Here is a 19154-nt window from a genome sequence, read left to right on the forward strand (position 1 = left end):
TTATTGTTGTTTTTTCTTTATATAATAAAGTAAATAATAAATAATAAAAACAAATAAAGGTTTTATTAAAATTTGAATATTTATATCTTTTAAATGAAATATAAATTGAATAATTAAATAAGTCATTGAAAGGGTCATTCCGTGGATCAATGGCTTTTCTTTTACCATTTTATAAAAAATAAAAGTGAAAACAACTAAGATAAGATAACTAAAAAAAGTAATCAGTAATTGATAAATAAAAGATGAAACATGCATAAAAGAAAAAAGAATAGCCATAATAAAACTAATGATTAAATAACTTACAAATAAAAATGCATAAGATAATAAATAAGGCATTAACTTTCTTTTCATAGAAACCTCCTAATAGAGAATATGAAAAAAAAGAGTAAGTAGAACGGAGAACATATGTTTAAAATATTTATCATTAGTGTTTTTATGTATATCTATCTAACAGTTTTACTTAGGCTTTTTGGAAAAAAAGAATTTAGTCAACTCAATGTTTTTGATTTTGTTGTTTTTTTAGTGATTTCTGAAATCACGACAATGTCTTTAGAAACACAAGATTTGTCTGTTTTAGATAGTGTGATAGCCACACTGACACTCATTATTTTAGATAGAATAGAATCTTTTATTACGATGCGTTCAAAAAAATTGAGAGATTTTTTTGAAGGAAGACCGTGTTATATCATTTATAGAGGAAAGATACAATATCAAAATATGAAAAAATTACGCTATAGTATAGATGATTTATGTCATCATTTAAGAGTAAGTGATATCGATAGTGTTTCTAAAGTGGATTTTGCTATTCTAGAAACAAATGGTTCTTTATCGGTTATTCCAAAACAAGAAAGTCAAACACTTTTACCTGATGCATTGATCAGTGATGGCTGTATTAATCAAGAAGCACTTCAAATTTTAAATAAAGATGAAGCGTGGTTGAAAAATGAATTAAAGAAAAAACACATTTCTCATATAGAAGATGTGCTTTATTGTGTTTTAGAAAAAAAGGATCTTTATGTGATAAAAAAATAACTATCCAAACATAACATCCAACATCATCATAATCATAAAACCTACCATAAAACTCATTGTACCGACATCTACTTCTTTTAAGGCATTTGCTTCAGGAATCAGTTCTTCGATACAAACAAACATCATCGCTCCTGCTGCAAAACTTAAAGCAAAAGGGAGAATGCTACTAAAAAGTTGAGCAAATAAAAACCCTAAAAGTGCACTTGGAATTTCTACAAGGGCAGAATATTGACCATACATCATTGCTTTAAAACGTGAGATACCACTTTCATGTAAAGGCAAAGAAATGGCTGTACCTTCAGGAAAGTTTTGGATACCAATACCAATAGATAAAATAAGGGCAGGAACAAGATTAGTTTTAACGCTTGCAATGGCAATTCCAACCGCTAAACCTTCGGGAATATTGTGTAAGGTCATTGCTAGTAATAAAAGTTTATTTTTAGAAAGAGTATTTGTAGGACCTTCTTTTTGATGAGAAATAATATGTTCATGGGGAAGAAATTTATCACATAGTCTTAAAAATAAGCCACCGCTAAAAAAGACAAGTGGAATCAAAAAAAGTAAAAGTAGATGATCTTCAACTTGTTGGATTGCTGGAAGAAGCAAAGAAAAGAAAGTGGCAGCAATCATAATACCAGCAGCTAAACCTAAAGCAATACTGACAAGTTTTTGACTTTTACTTTTAACAAAATAAACAAGGCTTGAACCTAAAAAAGTCATCAACCAATTAAAAATAGAAAGTACTAAAGCAAGTAAAAAAAGTTGTAAATTTGATAACATAAAAGACCTCCATAGTATCCTATGAAGGTCTTATCATTTTATCTAGGCTTATCTATTAATAAAGTCATAGTCACTATCATCAATAGTTACTAAAATTGCTTTTTCAGTTAATCTTTGTTTTTTACTATCATAAGTAGGTAAAACAGTATAATTAACACGAATATTTCTTTCTACTTCTTCATCGTAAGCAAAATCTGCTTGTCTAAAGAAGATAGGATCATGATCATAAACAGAAATATTACCAAATTGATTTTGTTCATTGTAATAAACAACTTTACCTGATTTACGAGTAACTAAACTATCAAGATGTGACATGATCAAATCATACATTTCATCATAAAGAGTACTTGAATCTTTATCTTGATATTTTTCATCAATGACAAAATCACAATCTTTTTGATTTTCATTACATAATGCTTTAATAAATGAATGAACAACTTTGACCAATAATTCATTACCACTATTTTCAACAGCTTCATTTAATCTTTGATATAAAGGAAGTTGTTCAAGGGCATAACCATTTTCAAAGAATTCATAAAGTAAATAAGCATTTGCTTCTTTTACTTTACCAACAGTAGCATTTGTTTTATATAAAACTTCGTAGAAGTTAACTCCTTTAATACGATTATGTAAAGAAATAAATTCTCTATTAGCTTCATCATATTCTTTTAATTCTAATAAAGCACATCCTCTATAATATTTGATCCATTGTAAAGCGTTATAATGCCATTTAAGTGGTGTAGCTAATGCTTGATTTGCACATTCTACACATGCTTTATATTGTTTTGTTTCAAATAAAGCACGTACTTTTAATCTAAAGTATCTTTCTTTGAAAGATTCAAATTCTCTACCTTCGTTATTAACAAAAGGTTTATCAGATAATAATTTAACATCTAATTTGTTAAGCATTTTAATCATTAAATCATAATTGATTGGAGTTTGATTTAATGCATATTTAATTGCTCTATTAATTGCTGGTTCAACAGGAGAATATTTTTCTTGTTTACAAATACCTAAAATATCTTCAAGGATATCAAAGAATAAACTTTCTTTTTCTTTGATTTTTTCATCATCAATATTAATAAACTTATTATATAAAGCATACCCATATTGATTAATATATCCTTTTAAAGAAGGAGCCATTTGTAAAAATGTATTTCCTACTTCAATTGCATCATCATTTCTACCATTGTTTTTTAATAATTTAATAAAATCATTTGCTTCAAATTCATTGAAAGAAGCAGCATCTTCATTGAATTTATTGAAATATCTTTCAATACTTTTTAATTCGTTTTCGTTCATAAAATTCACCTCGTGCATTATTATATCATTTATTTATCATGAATAACATAAAATGTTTTTAAAAACATTTTTTATATGCTATAATGATGCAGAAAATTAAGAGGTGAAAAAATGAGTAAACAAGTGTTTAGTACAGATTTTTACGGGAAAAATCTGACAGTAGAAGTAGGAGAGTTAGCAAAACAAGCTAATGGTAGTGTTTTAGTAAGATATGATGATACAGTCATCTTATCAACAGCTGTTGCAGGAAAAGAACCAAAAAGTGTAGATTTCTTTCCACTAACAGTTACATATGAAGAAAAATTATATTCTGTAGGTAAAATTCCTGGAGGATTTCTAAAAAGAGAAGGACGTCCAAGTGAACATGGAACTTTAACTGCAAGAATGATTGATAGACCAATTCGTCCATTATTTGCAGACGGATTTAGAAATGAAGTACAAGTTGTTAATACTGTTTTATCAGTAGATCAACAAGCTTCTCCAGAAATGGCAGCAATGTTAGGGGCTTCTCTTGCATTATGTGTTTCTGATATTCCTTTCAATGGACCAATTGCTGGTGCTAATGTTGGTTTAATTGATGGTGAATTTACCATCAATGCTGGTCCTGAAGAAATGGAAAGAAGTTTAATTAACTTAGAAGTAGCTGGTACAAAAGATGCTATCAACATGGTTGAAGCAGATGCTAAAGAAGTTGATGAAGATACAATGCTAAATGCTTTAATGTTTGGACATGAAGCTATTAAAGAATTAATTGCTTTTGAAGAAAAAGTTGTTGAAGCATGTGGTAAAGAAAAAATTGAAATTCCATTATTTGAATTAGATGAAGCTTTAGTTCAAGAAATTACAGATTTATGTAATGATGAAATGGTTGCTGCTGTATCTATTCCAGGAAAACTTGAAAGATATGCAGCCATTGATGAAATCATGGATCGTGTAACTGCACAATATGATGAAAAAGAATATGCAGATGAAGAAACAAAAGAATCTGTGATGAAACAAGTTGGAATTATCTTACATGATTTAGAAAAAAATGAAGTAAGACGTTTAATTACGGAAGAAAAAATTAGACCAGATGGTCGTAAAATTGATGAAGTGCGTCCATTAAATGCACAAGTTGATTTATTACCAAGAGTTCATGGTTCTGCTTTATTTACAAGAGGTGAAACACAAGTTTTATCTGTATGTACATTAGGAGCTATGGGAGAAGTTCAAAAAATCGATGGTTTAGGATTAGAAGATCAAAAACGTTTCATGCATCATTATAACTTCCCACCATATTCAGTTGGTGAAACAGGAAGAATGGGTGCTCCTGGACGTCGTGAAATTGGACATGGTGCTTTAGGAGAAAGAGCTTTAGCACAAGTTATTCCAAGTGAAAAAGACTTCCCATATACAATCCGTGTTGTTTCTGAAGTCTTAGAATCAAATGGTTCAAGTTCACAAGCTTCAATCTGTGCATCATCAATGGCATTAATGGCTGCTGGTGTACCAATTTCAAATCCAGTTTCTGGGGTTGCGATGGGACTTGTTAAAAAAGGTGACGATTATACAATCTTAACAGATATCCAAGGTATGGAAGACCACTTAGGAGATATGGATTTCAAAGTAGCTGGTACTAAAAACGGTATTTGTGCTTTACAAATGGATATCAAAATTGATGGTATTACAAAAGAAATCTTACAAGAAGCTTTAGCACAAGCAAAAGTAGGACGTGCTCAAATCATGGATTGTATGTTAGGAGCTATTCCTGCACCACGTGATCATTTATCTAAATACGCACCAAAAATGCATGTTATGCATATTGATCCAGAACAAATTAGAGATGTTATTGGACGTGGTGGAGAAACAATTAATGAAATCATTGAAAAATCAAATGATGTTAAAATTGATATCGATCAAGACGGTACAGTGGTTATCTACCATAGTGATCAAGAAGCAATCGACACAGCTGTTTCTTTAATTGAAAGAATTGTTAAAAAAGCTGAAGTTGGTGAAATCTATGATGGAACAATCGCACGTGTAAATGATAACTATGCATTCGTTACTTTATTTGAAGGTACAGATGGATTCTTACATATTTCTGATTGGTCTTATGAAAGAACAAGCAAAATGCAAGATGTATGTAAGGTAGGAGATGTCATCAAAGTTAAGGTAACTAAAGTTGATGATAAAGGTAAAGTAAATGTTTCTAGAAAAGCTTTACTTCCAAAACCAGTTAAAAAAGAAGAAAAAACTGAAAAAAATGAAAAATAAAATCATACTTGCAAGTAGTTCTCCAAGAAGAAAAGAACTTTTCGATAAATATGGAATAGACTACACAGTAGATTTTGTAGAAACAGAAGAAGTGTTAGACGAAAGTTTAACACTTTTTAAAAGACTAGAAAACATTGCTTTACAAAAAGCCAAACCACTTCAAATAAAATATCCAAACAATATCATTGTCTCAGCAGATACCATGGTAACCTTCCAAGATGAAATGTTAGGAAAACCAAAAGATCGAGAAGACGCTAAAAGAATGCTTAATATGTTATCAAATAATAAACAAGTTGTTATTACAGCAGTATGTATCATTAAAGATCAACAAAGCACAACATTTACAGATGCAACAACTGTTACATTTAAAAAATTATCTGATCACGAAATTGAAGATTATCTTGATACAAATGAATGGCAAGGCAAGGCGGGTGCTTATGCAATCCAAGGGGTTGCTTCAAAGTTTGTAGAAAAGATTGATGGAGATTTAGAAAATGTCATTGGGATGCCAATGTATAAAGTCATTAAATATTTAGAAGCTTAACGAGAAATCGTTAAGCTTTTTCTTTACCAAATGTTGCCGTAAAGCTCCCAGCTTTAGCTGTGGATATATAAGGCAACTTTTTTAAGTTTTTATCAATAACATATATAATTAGATATCTTTTAGTAGTATAATGTGTTCATGAAGTACAAATCAAATAATAATGTGATCTATTCCTGTAAATATCATGTTGTATTCTGTCCAAAATATCGACGTCCCGTTCTTGTAGATGGTGTTGATGATTGCTTAAAGGAGTTGATTAAAGAAACTTGTGATCAATTGAATGTCGAAATCATTGAAATGGAAATCATGACAGATCATGTACATTTGCTTATGGAAGTAGCTCCACAATATGGAATTCACAAAGCAGTTAAAAGAATCAAGGGCTATTCTTCTAGAGTGTTGAGACAGGAATTTCCTTGGTTGAAATCAAGGATCCCAACGCTATGGACCAATAGCTATTTTGTATCTACAGTAGGTGGTGCACCACTTTCTGTAATCAAGCAATATATTGAAGATCAAAAAAATGTTTAGGTGATATCTATGCAATTAACAGAAACAGTCAAGCTTTATCCAAATAAATATCAGACAGAATTGATCAAGGCAACGATGACAGAGTATATTTCTACAGTCAATCATCTTGTTCTTGATGCAATCAATGTATTCGAGATGCCAAATCCATCATAAGAAAATATAATAAGGCATTAAGAAATTCAGATACTCAAGTAAAACTTCCTGTTTTGAAAAAAATGCGCTGTTATATCAACAATCAAAATTTTAGAATCAGTGATGACAGTATAAGCTTTCCAGTAATGATCAATGGAAAGTCAAAACGTATATCAGTCAAGACAAAAATATCCAAAAGACAGAAATCAATTTTTTCATCCAGTAAATTAGGAACGATGCGTATTGTTGTAAAAGGGCATGATCTCGTAGCACAAATCGTCTATGATGCAAAAGAAGATGCTGTTTCTTCAAACGACAATGTCATGGGTGTTGATCTTGGAATCAAATGTCCTGCGGTAAGTTACTGTCCAGATGGAAGTATCAAGTTTTATGGAAATGGGAGAAAAAACAAATATATAAGAAGACACTACAATAATCTTAGAAAAAGATTTCAAAAAGCTAAGAAGCCAAAAGCAGTTGTTAAGATCAACAACAAAGAACAACGTATCATGAAAGATATAGATCATAAGCTAAGTCGTGAAATTGTAAATACAGCAAAAGCACATGATATCTCAGTAATCAAATTAGAGCGACTACAAAACATCCGCTCAACGACAAGAACAAGTCGAAAAAACAATCATAGCCTGCATACATGGTCGTTCTATAGACTAGCTACATTTATAGAATACAAAGCAAAACTGGCAGGCATAAAAGTTGAGTATGTAGATCCAGTATATACAAGTCAGATCTGTCCGATAAGTGGAAGAATCCAACATGCAAAAGATAGAAATTATATATGCAGATGTGGATATCAAACACACAGGGATTTGCTAGGAGCTATAAATATATACAACTCAACTGAGTATATTGGTAACAGATATACTGCCTAGAGAACTATAGGTTCTGCTCTAGGAAGGGTAATGGCATACCCCTATCTTGCACTGCGACCTATCAGAAATGAACTGGTCAGCCAACAATGTTGGCAGGTAGCAAGAATCTACTGTCTTTAGACATGGGGAGTGTCAAATTAGTAAGAGAATTAGATAAAAGAAATATTTATATAAAAAAAGAATTGAAAACATATAATAAAACAATTTGGGAAAAGTTAAAGCAATTAGATATGGAAGGAATACCACATATTTATTCAATAGAAGAAAATGAAGACGGTTTAGAAATCATCGAAGAATATTTAGCTTGTCAAACATTATCTGATATTTTAGATGAACATACTTTTTCAAATTTAGAAGCTTATCAAATTATAAGACAATTATGTATTATTTTAGATGTATTGCATCAACAAGATCCACAAATTATTCATCGTGATATTAAACCCGAAAATATCTTTTATGATGGAAAACAAGTCTATCTTTTTGATTTTGATATAGCTAGAAATTATATTGAAAATCAAAAAAGAGATACTACGGTGTTAGGAAGTCAAGGTTATGCAGTTCCTGAACAATTTGGTTTTTATCAAACAGACATAAGAAATGATATTTATTCTTTGGGAGTTTTATATCATGTTTTACTTACTAATAAGTTGCCTAGAGATTATGACTTACAAGGAATAGAAAAGAGAATAATTGATAAGATGATTGCTATTGATCCTCAAGGAAGATATCAAGATGTAAAAGAAATTATTAAAGATTTAGATCAATTATTTCATATTGAAAAAAAGAAAGAAAAGAAAATCAAACATCCTAAAGCTTTACCGGGATTTAGAAGTGGTAAGCTTTGGAAGATGATTGTAGCGATTATGGGTTATCTTTTATTTATATGGATTTTAATAAGTTTTAAGATTGAAAATCAACCAATAAGCCAGTATCAGTATTTTGTTTATCGCTTGATTTTAATTTCTTGGTTTATTATAACACTTTTATTTTCTACAAACTATTTATCTGTTAGGGACTATTTACCTTATTATAAAAATCATGGGATTGTTGTTAAAGTTTTAACAACGATTATTTCTTGGCTTATTTTATTATTTATCTCTCTTATTATTGGAACTCTTTTAATGTATCTTTAATTGTGCCCCGAGGGGGCACCTTTTTTTGTCTTATAAGATACATTATAGATGTAGTCTATTTCTAAGATAAGGAGGTTATGTATGGATATAGAAGAATACCAAAGTAAAGATATAGCTGGGAAGATTCTTTATTTAGCATCATTGTTTAAAGGGATAAAAGATCATTTGGATGTATTAAATGAAAGAGAAGAGTTTAATCAAGTTGAATCACAAATATTTACGATTTTAAATGATTTAGAATTAGGTATTCATGAATTATGTATTTTATATGAGATATTAGAAAAGGAATAGACAAAAAAGAAAGGAAGAGGGAATATGAAAACTTGGAAATTAGTAGCAGGTATTTTATCAATTATTTTAAGTGTATTTGTTTTTTTTCAATCTGTATTAGTAGGGACTGCTAATACAATGTCAGCTAATGGAGAAGTAGGAGGAAGTGCTGGTGTTTTTGTCTCTATTTTTATGTTAGCAGGAGGAATTGTTTCAATTGCTGTAAGAAATAGTCAAAAAAATGGAGGAAATATTGCAGTTGTTATTTTATTTTTACTAGCAAGTTTTTTAGGTATAGGACTTGCTGGAAGTTTTAGTGATTTAAATATTTGGGCAGGATGGTGTTTAATAAATGCTGTTCTAGCAATTATTTCAATTTTTAAACAAAATAAAGGAGTACAACAATGAAGAAAATAATCAAGATAGTTTTAGTTTTGTTTGTAACACTTACATTAGGAGCATGTGGAAGTAGTGAAGAAAAAGATACAAATAAACCTACAAAAACAGAAGAAAAGAAAGAAGAAAAAATATATACGATAGGTGAAACTGTAACATATACTAAAAATAGTAAAGATTTGATTCATTTTACAGTTGATTCAGTAAGAAATACAGATGATCGTAATGAATTTGCAGATAGTCAACCAGAACAAGTCATTATCATACATTATTCTTATGAAAATATAGCAAATGAAGATGATATTTATTTTTCAAGTATTAACTTTAAAGTTATTGATGAAGGTGGAAATGTTTGTGAAACTTATCCAGCTTCTATAAATACTTATCCCCAAACAGCACCTATAGGGACAAAAAGTGAAGGGGAAGAGGCTTATGGTTTAAAGCAACAAAGTTCTAAGATTAAGTTGATTGTAGAATTGGATTATTCAGGAACAAAAGCTACTTATGAATTACCTATTCAATAAGAAAGAAATCCATATATGTAATTGTATATGGATTATCCTTTTTGATTATATACAAATTTTATTTTTTCGAATTCTTTAATCATTTTAAAGAGTGTATCTGAAGATTCTTGCTTACCACTTGCAATCCAATAGGTACAAATATTGAACAATGAACCATGATAATAACTTATAAAATAAAAAGCATGTTCACGTACGAATTTATTTTTATAGTGTTGAGTATAACTAAGCACGATTTCGGTATTATATTTTGCAATAAATTCTATAAGATTCCATTTTATAAGAACAAGGAGTAATTTACTGTTTTTATCAAAAAAGTGAATCATATCTTTAATATGTTCATCACTATAGACATAACTAAGATGAGAATATTTGTCTTTGAAGACTTGTTTATGAGCGTTTTGGTAAATATATTTAAGAACATCCTCTAATGTATGAAAGTTGTTATAAAAAGCTGTTCGACTAATATTTGCTTTTTCTGTAAGTTCTTTTATTGTAATTAAATCAAGCGGTTTATAATTTAATAGTTTAATAAGTGTTTTTGATACTTGTTTTTTTGTCTTAATTGATTTATTCATGATATCACCTATCTTTTTTATAACATAATCCTTACATAATGTCTAAATATGTTCATATTTATTTGTAGAAAATCTACAAAAAAATATAATGAAGTTAAGGAGGAATGATTAAATGAAAGATTATTTTGGTTATCAAAACAAAAATGTTGTTGTAACAGGAGCAAGTTCAGGAATGGGAAAGGCAACAGCAGAAATGTTAGTAGATTTAGGTGCGAAAGTATATGCACTTGATTGGAATGAATGTGATGTAAAAGGAATAAGACAATATGTACATGTAGATTTATCAAAGAAAGAATCTATCGATCAAGCGATGAAAGAGTTGCCTAGCCATATAGATTCATATTTTGGAATTGCAGGAGTATCAGGTATGAAAAATGATTTTATGACAACGGTCAGTATAGATTTTATTGCTAATAAATATATTTGTGAAGAATATCTTATTCATGCTATGAGTGAAAATGGTACAATTGCATTTATGACTTCAACTGGTGGAAATGGTTGGGAAAAGGAAGAAAATAAAAAATATTATATAGATGCTATTTTAGCATCAGGTTGGAATGCAACAGTAGAGGCGATTATGAAAACCGGATTCCAATATTTACCAGGTACGTTAGGCTATCCTTATTCTAAATTAGTAATGAACTATTATACAGCATATTTACAAAAATCTTTTGCCAGTAAGAAAATCAGAGTGAATGCTGTATTACCTGGATCGACAGATACAGGTATGAAAAGTGAATTTACAGAAATGGCGCATGGTGAAGAAGGATTATTATCACATTGTGGATATGCTAATCGTTTAGCATATTCAAAAGAAATGGCTGGTCCTATAGTGTTTTTGAATAGTGAAATGGCAACTTATGCTTCAGGTGTTTTGATGGAAGTTGATTATGGAAATACAGTAGAAGAAAGAGCAAATATTAAACCTGTTCAACAAGTTATTTCTTTAGAAGGTATCTACCAAATGATGCAAAAATAAAGCAAATAATAAAATAACTGTAAACGCTTACAAAAAAGTATTGTTTTTTCCTCTAGGTGAATTTATAATTATATAGTATGGAGGAAGAAAATTATGGGAAGTACTGTCAAAAAAATTGCATTATTATCTGGTGGAGGTGATTGTCCAGGGTTAAACGCTGTTATTCGTACAATTACTAAAACTGCAATCTCTAAATATGGTTATGAAGTGATTGGATTTGTTTATGGTTATAGAGGTTTATACCATAATAATTATGTAGAACTTACTGAAGAATCGGTAGAAGATATTTATAAAGAAGGAGGAACTATTTTATATAGTTCTAATAAAGATAATTTATTTGATTATTTAGTAGATGATGGTCATGGTGGAAAAGTAAAGAAAGATGTTTCTGATGTGGCTGTTGAAAATTTGAAAAAAGATGGTGTTGATGTTTTAGTTATTTTAGGTGGAGATGGAACGCTTACAAGTGCACGTGATTTTTCAAGAAAAGGTGTCAATGTTATTGGTGTACCTAAAACAATGGATAATGATTTAGCAAGTACAGATGTTACATATGGCTTTATATCAGCCATGTCAGTAGGTACAGAATTTATTGATCGTTTACAAACAACAGCAAAATCACATCATCGTGTTATTTGTTGTGAATTAATGGGTAGAGATGCTGGATGGATTACTTTATACGCAGGTCTAGCAGGAAATGCTGGAGTATGTTTAATTCCAGAAATTCCATTTACCATTGAAAATATTGCTAAAGCAATTAAAAAACGTGATGAAATGGGATTACCTTATACTGTTGTTGCTGTTGCTGAAGGAGCTAAATATGCAGACGGAACAAAAGTCATTGGTAAAATCGTAGAAGATAGTCCAGATCCAGTACGATATTCAGGACTTGCTGCTAAAGTAGCAGATGATCTAGAAAAAGTAATACCTAATCATGAAGTACGTTCAGTTAATCCAGGACATATTATTCGTGGTGGTGATATTACAGCTTATGATCGTATTTTATCTATTCGTTATGGTGTAGCTGCTGTAGAACTTATTAATGAAGGTAAGTTTGGTAATGTAGTTACAATTAATGGTGATAAGATGGGTTATACTTCTTTAGAAGAAGTTATTGGAGCAGCTAAGATTGGTCAACAAAAACATGTTGATCCAAATGGTGAACTTGTTAAAGCAGCTAAAGCAATTGGTATTTCATTTGGTGATGAATAATAATAGTAAAAAGAAGTTTCTTGATGAGACTTCTTTTTTATTGGACAAATAATCCAATATAAATCAGGGTTTATATCACATATAATATGTAAATAAAGAAATGAGTTGATTATATGAAGCTAATATCTACAGGAATAGAAAACTTTAAAGAAATGATTGATAAAAATGCATATTATGTAGATAAAACAAATCTAATTATAGATGTATTAAATGAACAAGTTGTCTTTTGTACAAGACCGCGAAGATTTAGTAAGACACTTAATATGTTGATGCTGTATTATTTCTTTTCTATTAAAGAAAAAGAAAATGCTTATTTATTTGATTATTTAAATATTTCAAAAAATAAAAATGCTTTAAAAGATCAAAATAAGTATCCAACAATATTTATTTCTTTGAAAGATATGACAAAAAGTTCTTATGAAAAACAAATGAACCGCTTTAAAGAAGTTATTTGTTTATGTGCTAAAAAATTTCTTGAATTACTTAACAGTGATATTTTATTGGATTCTGAAAAGAAACTTTTTCAAAAGTATGTCGATAATGAAATACAAGATAATGAACTAGAAAGTGCATTATTTAATATTTCATATTTTCTTTATAAATAGTGTTTTGGGATAGTAAAGACGATATGACGATGCCTGGCATCAAGAGCGATAGAGGAAATATGAACAGCACGTAATTTAGCCTCTTTAGAGCCACAAGAAGTACAGAGCTTGGAGTGACATTTGTGAGGAACGATAGATTCGTTGCCGCAATGAGGGCAGACAAAAAGATCATAGCCAAGATAGATAGAACCATAAAGAATAGTTTTCTGGATGGTATCATAGGTAACATTTCTGATCTTACCTCTATTATAAAGAGAACGGATATAGTTGATATTGTCATTAAAGATATAGGAAAAAGATTCCTTGCCTTTGATCTTATCGACATGACTAAAATTGTATAAAGCAAGGCAGTCAGCATAGTTAGTATCATCAATCATAAAATCACCAACTAACATTTTAAAGAAAAAGGTAATAATCTTCAAAGATTATTACCATGTGGACAAAATTTATTTTGTCCCTTTTTTATTCTATGATATCATTAACAGGGCTATGTAAAGGATGACGAACGTCATTTTCTTTATCATAGCTTATTTTATTTTGGATGTTTTTTTGATAATTCTTTTTGAATAAACAAGAAAAGATCACATTTAAAATATATTCAATCGATGTTTGTGAAGCAAAAGGGGCTATCTTGGTAAAAATCTTTTCCCGTGATCCAATATTTAAAATATAGCTTGCATAATGGGAAAGTCGATTATCACCAATTGAAGTTAAGACAATGATAGGTGTTTTCTTTTCTTTTAATATTTTTGCTATTTTAATAAGTTCATTGGTTTCCCCTGAATAAGAAATAATCATTGCTATTTTGTTTTCATTGGAATTATAAGACATAAAGACTTGTTCTCCAGCGAGCGTTTTGAGATTAACGTTTCTTTGTATTCGCATCATTTTATGTTGGAAAGACATAGCTGCAAGTAATGAATTTCCTGTTCCATAGATATCGATATCTTTGTTTTGATCAAGTAGTTCAACTATTTGATTAAGTTGTTCAAAATCAATCAATTGGATGGTTTCCGCGATGACTTCTTGATTTAAACTAGCTAGTTTATAAGCAACCATGGAATCATTATCTTCTTCATTAAAGGGAAAATTAACATCTATACGATCTGTATGAGCTAAATCAAATTGTAATTCAGCAGAATATTTGATTTTAAAATCACCATAACCTTCCAAACCTAATTTATGACAAAGTCTTACGATAGTAGCTGGAGAGGTATATGTTTTTTTAGCGAGTTCTTTGATAGAAAGATTTAAAACTTTTTCTCCCTCGTTTAATATATAATGGGCGATTTCTTTTTCTGAATGAGAGAAATCTAACTCAAATTCTAATTGTGTCATTATACTCATTTTATATCACCATTTATAGTATAACATGGAACAAAGTTTCATGAAATGGGTTTTATTTTAATTAAATATGAAACATTATAAAAAGGAATATCGAAGATATTTACTTTCAAGATGAGATGATTAAAATGTTAGGTGGATATAAAAAAGGAGAACATTTTATGGAAAGAAAATTACCAAAAGATTTTTATTGGGGTGGATCAGTTTCATCATTCCAAACAGAAGGACATAGAAATGAAGGAGGAAAAGGTTTATGTGTTTATGATGTAAGACCTATGAATCCTGAATTTTCTGATTGGAACGATGCTATTGATGAATATACTCGTTATGATGAAGATATTGCATTAATGAAAGGAATGGGATTCAACTTTTATCGTTTCTCTATTTGTTGGTCTCGTATTATTCCTAATGGAACATTAGATGAACCAGTAAATGAAGAAGGAGTTAAATTTTATAGTGATTTAATTGATAAATTATTAGCTGCTGGTATTGAACCAATGATTACATTAGTTCATTTTGATATGCCTTATCATTTAGTAAAAGAATATAATGGATTTGCATCTCGTTATGTTGTAGATTGTTTTGAAAGATATGCTAAAGTTTGTATTGAAAGATTTGGAGATCGTGTTAAACATTGGATGTCATTCAATGAACAAAACTTACACAGTATGATGTTACGTGTTTCTAATGCTGAAGTTATTCCTGAAGGAGTTAGCTATCCAAAACACTTATATCAAGTAAACCACAATGTTATGATGGCTCACTGTAAAGCAGTACGTGCTTTAAGACAAATGCAACCAGATGCTAAATTCTGTGGTATGGGTGCTATTACTAATATTTATGCTTATGAAAATAGTCCAGAAAATAATTTCTTTGCTACTAAAGGATATAATTTATTAAATGGTTTCTTAGTAGATACTTTTGCTCAAGGTAAATATCCTGATTATTGGAATGCTTATCTTGAAAATAGAGGATGGATGCCTACTTTTGAAGAAGGTGACGAAGAATTATTAAAATACACTGTTGATTATATTGCTTTCTCTTATTATCGTTCAAACACTGTTAAAACAGGTGAATTTGATTATGAAAGACCAGCTCATGAATGTGTAAATGAAAAACAAATTAAAAATCCTCATTGTGAAGCAAATGAATGGGATTGGGAAATCGATCCAGTTGGATTTAGATGGACATTAAATGATTTACATCATAGAACAGGTCTTCCAGTATTCGTTCTTGAAAATGGTATTGGTTGGCGTGAAGATATGAGTCAAGAAGAAGTAGATCAAATGTTAGCTGAAGGTCGTACAATTGAAGATGATTATCGTATTAATTATCATAGAGATCATATCAAAGAAATGGAAAATGCAATCTTTGAAGATGGTGTTGATTGTTTAGGATATATTACTTGGGGACCAATTGATATTCTAGCAAGTATGTGTAATATGGATAAACGTTATGGATTTGTTTATGTAAATAGAACAAATAAAGATTTAAGAGATATGAAACGTATTCCTAAAAAATCATATCAATGGATCAAAAAAGCATTCGAATCAAACGGTGCTGATTTAGATTAATAATATGTATTTAGCCTGTTGACAAAATAATTTGTTGACAGGCTTTTATTGTATAAGAAACAATTATTCATTGGACTATCCGTCCATTGAAAGAAGGAAAAAGGAAAGATAAAATAATAAAAAAAGAAATATTTGTGAATTAAATTTGAGACAAATACGAAACAAATTCGAGACGAAATAGAGAAGGACATATGATACAATTTATTTGTAACCAATCTAGATAAGTTACCTCAAATAAAAAAGAAAGTAGGTAATAATAATTGATCCTAACAAATAACTTAACACCTGATAGTGCCTGTCGTACCTTCTTCAGTAATGATATCTATTTTGCTTCTTTTTCTAATGCTATCTTGTTTGATGGCAAACAAGTCATTCGTCCCGAAAGACTTGTACGTTATGAAAATGATATGTCACTTATTATCGATGATACAAAGAGTGCAGAAGATAAAAAAAGAAGAAGGGACATTGTCGTAAAAACAGATGTTGATGGTGTCTGTTGTCTCTTGAGTATTGAACATCAAAGTACGATCGATAAAAATATGGTGATACGATGTAGCAACTATGAAATGTTGGAGTATTTAAAACAGTTAAAAAACAAAAAGCTTAAAAGATTAGTTCCTCAAGTTATGATTGTTTTTTATACAGGAGATAAAAAATGGAATACCCCTTTAGAATTAAATGATTACTTTGATATACCAGAAGAATTAAAAGAATATGTTAATGATTGGAAAATCAAAGTTGTCGATGTCAAAGAAATAGATGCCAGTAAGATCAAAGATGAACAAACAAGATATTTTATAGAAGCTATCCAAGAAATGTATAAAGGAAACTATGAAGGATTACATCGAAGAATAAAGATGAATAGAGATAACTTTATTTATGCAGCCATCATTACAGGAAGTTTAGATTTAATTAGAGATTTACCAGAAGGAGATGAAATCGATATGTGTGAAGGAATGGAAAGAATGGCAGAAGGATTTAGAAATGAAGGTAGAAGTGAAGGAAAACTTGAAGAAAAGAGAAGTACACTAAAAGAACAATTAGAAATCAAACTAGGAACTATTTCAAATAATCTAGAATTACAACTAACCAATGCAACATTAGAAAAACTAAATATATTAACACGTAATATATTTAATATTACAAATGAAGAAGATGTTTTAAAAATCATTAATTAATAAGTTAATATATAAGTAAAAAAGCAAATCAAATAAAATGATTTGTTTAGACTGTTGAAAAAAATAAAAAATCAACAGTTTTTTCTTTTGTTAAGTTGAAATATATACTATTATATATATGTCGTGGATGACTTCGTTCCAATTACTTAAAATTTGAAGCTCCACGGCTTTTTATATAGAAATTAAACCAATAAAAAGTAAGAACATGATAAGAGGAGAGTTTGAAAGTAAGAAAAATTTTTAAAGTTATTTAGTAAACTTTTTTCTATAGAGAACATCAAGTATTTGATAATTTTTCTTTACCAAATGTACTCAAATATTTAATATATTTATTAGAAAATAAAAAAGGAGATATATTATGGAATTTAAAGATGTTATTCAAAACAGATATTCATGTAAAGATTTTTCTACACAACAAATAGAAAAAGAAAAATTAATGGAAATATTGGAAGCAGGAAGAGTTGCTCCAACGGCTAAAAACTTGCAAGAACAAAAAATCTATGTTGTTCAATCAAAAGAATATTTAGATAAAATAGATGCATGTACACCTTGTCGTTATCATGCACCTACTGTTTTAGTTGTAGCTTATGATAAAAACAATGTTTTTGATTATCCAGGTAATGAAAGAAATTCAGGAATTGAAGATGCTACCATTGTAGCCACTCATTTAATGTTGGCTGCTTATAATGCAGGAATTGATAGTTGTTGGATCAATTTCTTTGATCCTCAAGAAATGAAAAAAGCTTTAGATTTACCTGAAAATGAAGAAGTTGTTATGATGTTGAATTTAGGATATGGAAATCAAAAAGAACCACTTCCTAATCATCATTTAAAAAAAGAATTGGCTGAAACAGTTAAATACTTATAATTTTTATAACAAAATAAGCTTTGCTTGTTTTGTTGTTTTTTTGCTACAATATGGATAAGAGGTGAGTTCTATGAAGTTGTTATTTAGACAACAACCATCTTTTATTTTCCACTTTATGTAACAAATCAAAATAATGAATTGTTCTATATTATAAAAAGAAAAATGGCAATTATGTATCAACTTTATATATATGATGCTCATGAAAATATTGTTGCTAAGATTGAAGAAAATCCTAGATCAGCTGTTTTTTTATTTATAAAAATGAGGAATATATTAGTGCTGTAGAAAAAGAGTTTTCTTATTTTATTCCTTATTTTTTAGTGGATTATCGAAAATGGAATGTTGGTGGAGAATATGTTGAATATAATTATGAAGTAAAAGATGAAAATGATTATCTTATTGGAAGAATTGAAAAAAGATTATGAAATATTTTAGATACATATGATATTTCAGTTGATTTAAAGGAAGATATTTTAAATTTCGTCATTTTAACAACTGTAATAGATATTGAAAAAGCAAGAAGAAATAGACATTATTAAAAATTGGAGGGAATCTTATGAAACTATTATTTAAACAGCGTATTTTTTCATGGCTAGACAGTTATGATATATATGATGAAAAGGGGGAAACTGTCTATACAGTGAAAGGACAACTCAGTTTTGGACATAAACTTTTTATTTATAATAAGTATGGTGAACATCTTGGTACGATCAAAGAAGAAATATTAACGTTTTTACCACGTTTTGCTTTATATGAAAATGATGAATATATTGGTAAAATTACCAAAGAGTTTACTTTCTTTAAACCTAAATTTATTTTAGATTATAAAGATTGGCAAATAGAAGGAAATTTTTGGGAATGGGATTATCAGATCGTGGATTATTCAGGAAATATTATTGGTTTAATTAATAAAGAAATCTTTCATATGAGTGATACATATTCTTTAACAATAGAACATGACGAAGATGCTTTTTATGTTTTAATGATTGTTCTTGCGATAGATGCTCAAAAATGTAGTCGAAATAAATGATT

General features: G+C 29.3%; 23 protein-coding genes. 17 read left to right on the plus strand and 6 right to left on the minus strand.

Annotation, left to right across the window (positions count from 1 at the left end; genetic code table 11):
* On the minus strand, nt 1-351 hold the full coding sequence (locus tag Fi14EGH31_RS06330) for a hypothetical protein (RefSeq protein WP_032091361.1): 351 nt from the start codon (nt 349-351) through the stop codon (nt 1-3).
* 54 nt (nt 352-405) lie between these two features.
* Here Fi14EGH31_RS06330 and Fi14EGH31_RS06335 point away from each other — a divergent pair, with 54 nt between their 5' ends.
* Nucleotides 406-1032, plus strand: a complete 627-nt coding sequence (locus tag Fi14EGH31_RS06335; protein ID WP_022001122.1) for a DUF421 domain-containing protein — start codon at nt 406-408, stop codon at nt 1030-1032.
* On the opposite strand, the gene Fi14EGH31_RS06340 is transcribed toward Fi14EGH31_RS06335, so the two are convergent.
* Nucleotides 1033-1812, minus strand: coding sequence for a ZIP family metal transporter (locus tag Fi14EGH31_RS06340; RefSeq protein WP_107029303.1), 780 nt, complete (start codon nt 1810-1812; stop codon nt 1033-1035).
* A gap of 48 nt (nt 1813-1860) precedes the next feature.
* On the minus strand, nt 1861-3114 hold the full coding sequence (locus Fi14EGH31_RS06345) for a hypothetical protein (protein ID WP_117832448.1): 1254 nt from the start codon (nt 3112-3114) through the stop codon (nt 1861-1863).
* 111 nt (nt 3115-3225) lie between these two features.
* Here Fi14EGH31_RS06345 and pnp point away from each other — a divergent pair, with 111 nt between their 5' ends.
* From pnp to Fi14EGH31_RS06390, 9 genes are all read left to right on the plus strand, one after another.
* Entirely contained in the window at nt 3226-5367 is a 2142-nt protein-coding gene (gene pnp, locus Fi14EGH31_RS06350; protein WP_118473287.1) for a polyribonucleotide nucleotidyltransferase, read from the plus strand.
* Nucleotides 5357-5911: a Maf family protein gene (locus tag Fi14EGH31_RS06355; RefSeq protein WP_117575681.1), complete on the plus strand. Its 555-nt coding sequence runs from the start codon at nt 5357-5359 to the stop codon at nt 5909-5911. Before pnp ends, Fi14EGH31_RS06355 begins: the two co-directional genes overlap by 11 nt.
* Before the next feature lie 138 nt (nt 5912-6049).
* On the plus strand, nt 6050-6442 hold the full coding sequence (tnpA, locus tag Fi14EGH31_RS06360; protein ID WP_396132905.1) for an IS200/IS605 family transposase: 393 nt from the start codon (nt 6050-6052) through the stop codon (nt 6440-6442).
* Nucleotides 6443-6451: 9 nt separating this feature from the next.
* Complete coding sequence (locus Fi14EGH31_RS06365) at nt 6452-6595, plus strand: hypothetical protein (RefSeq protein ID WP_158562946.1); 144 nt, start codon at nt 6452-6454, stop codon at nt 6593-6595.
* Complete coding sequence (locus tag Fi14EGH31_RS06370) at nt 6592-7464, plus strand: RNA-guided endonuclease InsQ/TnpB family protein (RefSeq protein WP_234697853.1); 873 nt, start codon at nt 6592-6594, stop codon at nt 7462-7464. Before Fi14EGH31_RS06365 ends, Fi14EGH31_RS06370 begins: the two co-directional genes overlap by 4 nt.
* 86 nt (nt 7465-7550) lie before the next feature.
* Entirely contained in the window at nt 7551-8597 is a 1047-nt protein-coding gene (locus Fi14EGH31_RS06375) for a serine/threonine protein kinase (RefSeq protein WP_200765261.1), read from the plus strand.
* A gap of 81 nt (nt 8598-8678) precedes the next feature.
* On the plus strand, nt 8679-8888 hold the full coding sequence (locus tag Fi14EGH31_RS06380; protein ID WP_022001110.1) for a hypothetical protein: 210 nt from the start codon (nt 8679-8681) through the stop codon (nt 8886-8888).
* A gap of 24 nt (nt 8889-8912) precedes the next feature.
* On the plus strand, nt 8913-9275 hold the full coding sequence (locus Fi14EGH31_RS06385; RefSeq protein WP_022001109.1) for a hypothetical protein: 363 nt from the start codon (nt 8913-8915) through the stop codon (nt 9273-9275).
* A complete protein-coding gene (locus Fi14EGH31_RS06390) occupies nt 9272-9787 on the plus strand; it encodes an LptM family lipoprotein (protein ID WP_022001108.1) in 516 nt (171 codons plus the stop codon). The genes Fi14EGH31_RS06385 and Fi14EGH31_RS06390 overlap by 4 nt, the downstream gene beginning before the upstream one ends.
* 32 nt (nt 9788-9819) lie before the next feature.
* Here Fi14EGH31_RS06390 and Fi14EGH31_RS06395 read toward each other — a convergent pair whose 3' ends face one another.
* On the minus strand, nt 9820-10362 hold the full coding sequence (locus Fi14EGH31_RS06395) for a TetR/AcrR family transcriptional regulator (protein ID WP_022001107.1): 543 nt from the start codon (nt 10360-10362) through the stop codon (nt 9820-9822).
* A gap of 112 nt (nt 10363-10474) precedes the next feature.
* Here Fi14EGH31_RS06395 and Fi14EGH31_RS06400 point away from each other — a divergent pair, with 112 nt between their 5' ends.
* The 3 genes from Fi14EGH31_RS06400 to Fi14EGH31_RS06410 all read left to right on the plus strand — a co-directional run bounded on the left by Fi14EGH31_RS06400 (nt 10475) and on the right by Fi14EGH31_RS06410 (nt 13158).
* Nucleotides 10475-11341, plus strand: a complete 867-nt coding sequence (locus Fi14EGH31_RS06400) for an SDR family oxidoreductase (protein ID WP_117829411.1) — start codon at nt 10475-10477, stop codon at nt 11339-11341.
* Nucleotides 11342-11434: 93 nt separating this feature from the next.
* Entirely contained in the window at nt 11435-12553 is a 1119-nt protein-coding gene (locus tag Fi14EGH31_RS06405; RefSeq protein ID WP_117782276.1) for a 6-phosphofructokinase, read from the plus strand.
* Nucleotides 12554-12666: 113 nt separating this feature from the next.
* A complete protein-coding gene (locus Fi14EGH31_RS06410) occupies nt 12667-13158 on the plus strand; it encodes an AAA family ATPase (RefSeq protein WP_117864968.1) in 492 nt (163 codons plus the stop codon).
* Here Fi14EGH31_RS06410 and Fi14EGH31_RS06415 read toward each other — a convergent pair.
* Complete coding sequence (locus Fi14EGH31_RS06415) at nt 13149-13535, minus strand: transposase zinc-binding domain-containing protein (RefSeq protein ID WP_158576618.1); 387 nt, start codon at nt 13533-13535, stop codon at nt 13149-13151. The genes Fi14EGH31_RS06410 and Fi14EGH31_RS06415 overlap by 10 nt on opposite strands.
* 85 nt (nt 13536-13620) lie before the next feature.
* Entirely contained in the window at nt 13621-14505 is an 885-nt protein-coding gene (locus Fi14EGH31_RS06420) for a MurR/RpiR family transcriptional regulator (RefSeq protein ID WP_200765262.1), read from the minus strand.
* Between the two features lie 158 nt (nt 14506-14663).
* Here Fi14EGH31_RS06420 and Fi14EGH31_RS06425 point away from each other — a divergent pair, with 158 nt between their 5' ends.
* From Fi14EGH31_RS06425 to Fi14EGH31_RS06440, 4 genes are all read left to right on the plus strand, one after another.
* Nucleotides 14664-16076, plus strand: coding sequence for a glycoside hydrolase family 1 protein (locus Fi14EGH31_RS06425; protein WP_032091338.1), 1413 nt, complete (start codon nt 14664-14666; stop codon nt 16074-16076).
* Between the two features lie 260 nt (nt 16077-16336).
* Nucleotides 16337-17254 (plus strand): Rpn family recombination-promoting nuclease/putative transposase, encoded by a 918-nt coding sequence (locus tag Fi14EGH31_RS06430; RefSeq protein ID WP_200765263.1) that lies wholly within the window; start codon nt 16337-16339, stop codon nt 17252-17254.
* 358 nt (nt 17255-17612) lie between these two features.
* On the plus strand, nt 17613-18122 hold the full coding sequence (locus Fi14EGH31_RS06435) for a nitroreductase family protein (RefSeq protein ID WP_117347027.1): 510 nt from the start codon (nt 17613-17615) through the stop codon (nt 18120-18122).
* Nucleotides 18123-18678: 556 nt separating this feature from the next.
* The gene (locus tag Fi14EGH31_RS06440) at nt 18679-19152 is read left to right on the plus strand and encodes an LURP-one-related/scramblase family protein (protein ID WP_022001735.1); all 474 of its coding nucleotides are present in this window, start codon (nt 18679-18681) and stop codon (nt 19150-19152) included.
* Nucleotides 19153-19154: the final 2 nt, after the last annotated feature.

Source organism: Faecalibacillus intestinalis, from assembly GCF_015097455.1.
Lineage (GTDB): Bacteria > Bacillota_I > Bacilli_A > Erysipelotrichales > Coprobacillaceae > Faecalibacillus > Faecalibacillus intestinalis.

What these genes read in the sequence shown, in the direction of transcription:
- Fi14EGH31_RS06410 (WP_117864968.1), top strand. Translation starts at nt 12,667, where the DNA reads ATGAAGCTAATATCTACAGGAATAGAAAACTTTAAAGAAATGATTGAT.
- Fi14EGH31_RS06400 (WP_117829411.1), top strand. Translation starts at nt 10,475, where the DNA reads ATGAAAGATTATTTTGGTTATCAAAACAAAAATGTTGTTGTAACAGGA.
- Fi14EGH31_RS06425 (WP_032091338.1), top strand. Translation starts at nt 14,664, where the DNA reads ATGGAAAGAAAATTACCAAAAGATTTTTATTGGGGTGGATCAGTTTCA.
- Fi14EGH31_RS06335 (WP_022001122.1), top strand. Translation starts at nt 406, where the DNA reads ATGTTTAAAATATTTATCATTAGTGTTTTTATGTATATCTATCTAACA.
- Fi14EGH31_RS06375 (WP_200765261.1), top strand. Translation starts at nt 7,551, where the DNA reads ATGTTGGCAGGTAGCAAGAATCTACTGTCTTTAGACATGGGGAGTGTC.
- Fi14EGH31_RS06415 (WP_158576618.1), bottom strand. Translation starts at nt 13,535, where the DNA reads ATGATTGATGATACTAACTATGCTGACTGCCTTGCTTTATACAATTTT.
- Fi14EGH31_RS06380 (WP_022001110.1), top strand. Translation starts at nt 8,679, where the DNA reads ATGGATATAGAAGAATACCAAAGTAAAGATATAGCTGGGAAGATTCTT.
- Fi14EGH31_RS06340 (WP_107029303.1), bottom strand. Translation starts at nt 1,812, where the DNA reads ATGTTATCAAATTTACAACTTTTTTTACTTGCTTTAGTACTTTCTATT.
- Fi14EGH31_RS06435 (WP_117347027.1), top strand. Translation starts at nt 17,613, where the DNA reads ATGGAATTTAAAGATGTTATTCAAAACAGATATTCATGTAAAGATTTT.
- Fi14EGH31_RS06355 (WP_117575681.1), top strand. Translation starts at nt 5,357, where the DNA reads ATGAAAAATAAAATCATACTTGCAAGTAGTTCTCCAAGAAGAAAAGAA.
- Fi14EGH31_RS06405 (WP_117782276.1), top strand. Translation starts at nt 11,435, where the DNA reads ATGGGAAGTACTGTCAAAAAAATTGCATTATTATCTGGTGGAGGTGAT.
- Fi14EGH31_RS06440 (WP_022001735.1), top strand. Translation starts at nt 18,679, where the DNA reads ATGAAACTATTATTTAAACAGCGTATTTTTTCATGGCTAGACAGTTAT.
- Fi14EGH31_RS06385 (WP_022001109.1), top strand. Translation starts at nt 8,913, where the DNA reads ATGAAAACTTGGAAATTAGTAGCAGGTATTTTATCAATTATTTTAAGT.
- Fi14EGH31_RS06390 (WP_022001108.1), top strand. Translation starts at nt 9,272, where the DNA reads ATGAAGAAAATAATCAAGATAGTTTTAGTTTTGTTTGTAACACTTACA.
- Fi14EGH31_RS06330 (WP_032091361.1), bottom strand. Translation starts at nt 351, where the DNA reads ATGAAAAGAAAGTTAATGCCTTATTTATTATCTTATGCATTTTTATTT.
- Fi14EGH31_RS06395 (WP_022001107.1), bottom strand. Translation starts at nt 10,362, where the DNA reads ATGAATAAATCAATTAAGACAAAAAAACAAGTATCAAAAACACTTATT.
- pnp (WP_118473287.1), top strand. Translation starts at nt 3,226, where the DNA reads ATGAGTAAACAAGTGTTTAGTACAGATTTTTACGGGAAAAATCTGACA.
- Fi14EGH31_RS06365 (WP_158562946.1), top strand. Translation starts at nt 6,452, where the DNA reads ATGCAATTAACAGAAACAGTCAAGCTTTATCCAAATAAATATCAGACA.
- tnpA (WP_396132905.1), top strand. Translation starts at nt 6,050, where the DNA reads ATGAAGTACAAATCAAATAATAATGTGATCTATTCCTGTAAATATCAT.
- Fi14EGH31_RS06420 (WP_200765262.1), bottom strand. Translation starts at nt 14,505, where the DNA reads ATGAGTATAATGACACAATTAGAATTTGAGTTAGATTTCTCTCATTCA.
- Fi14EGH31_RS06345 (WP_117832448.1), bottom strand. Translation starts at nt 3,114, where the DNA reads ATGAACGAAAACGAATTAAAAAGTATTGAAAGATATTTCAATAAATTC.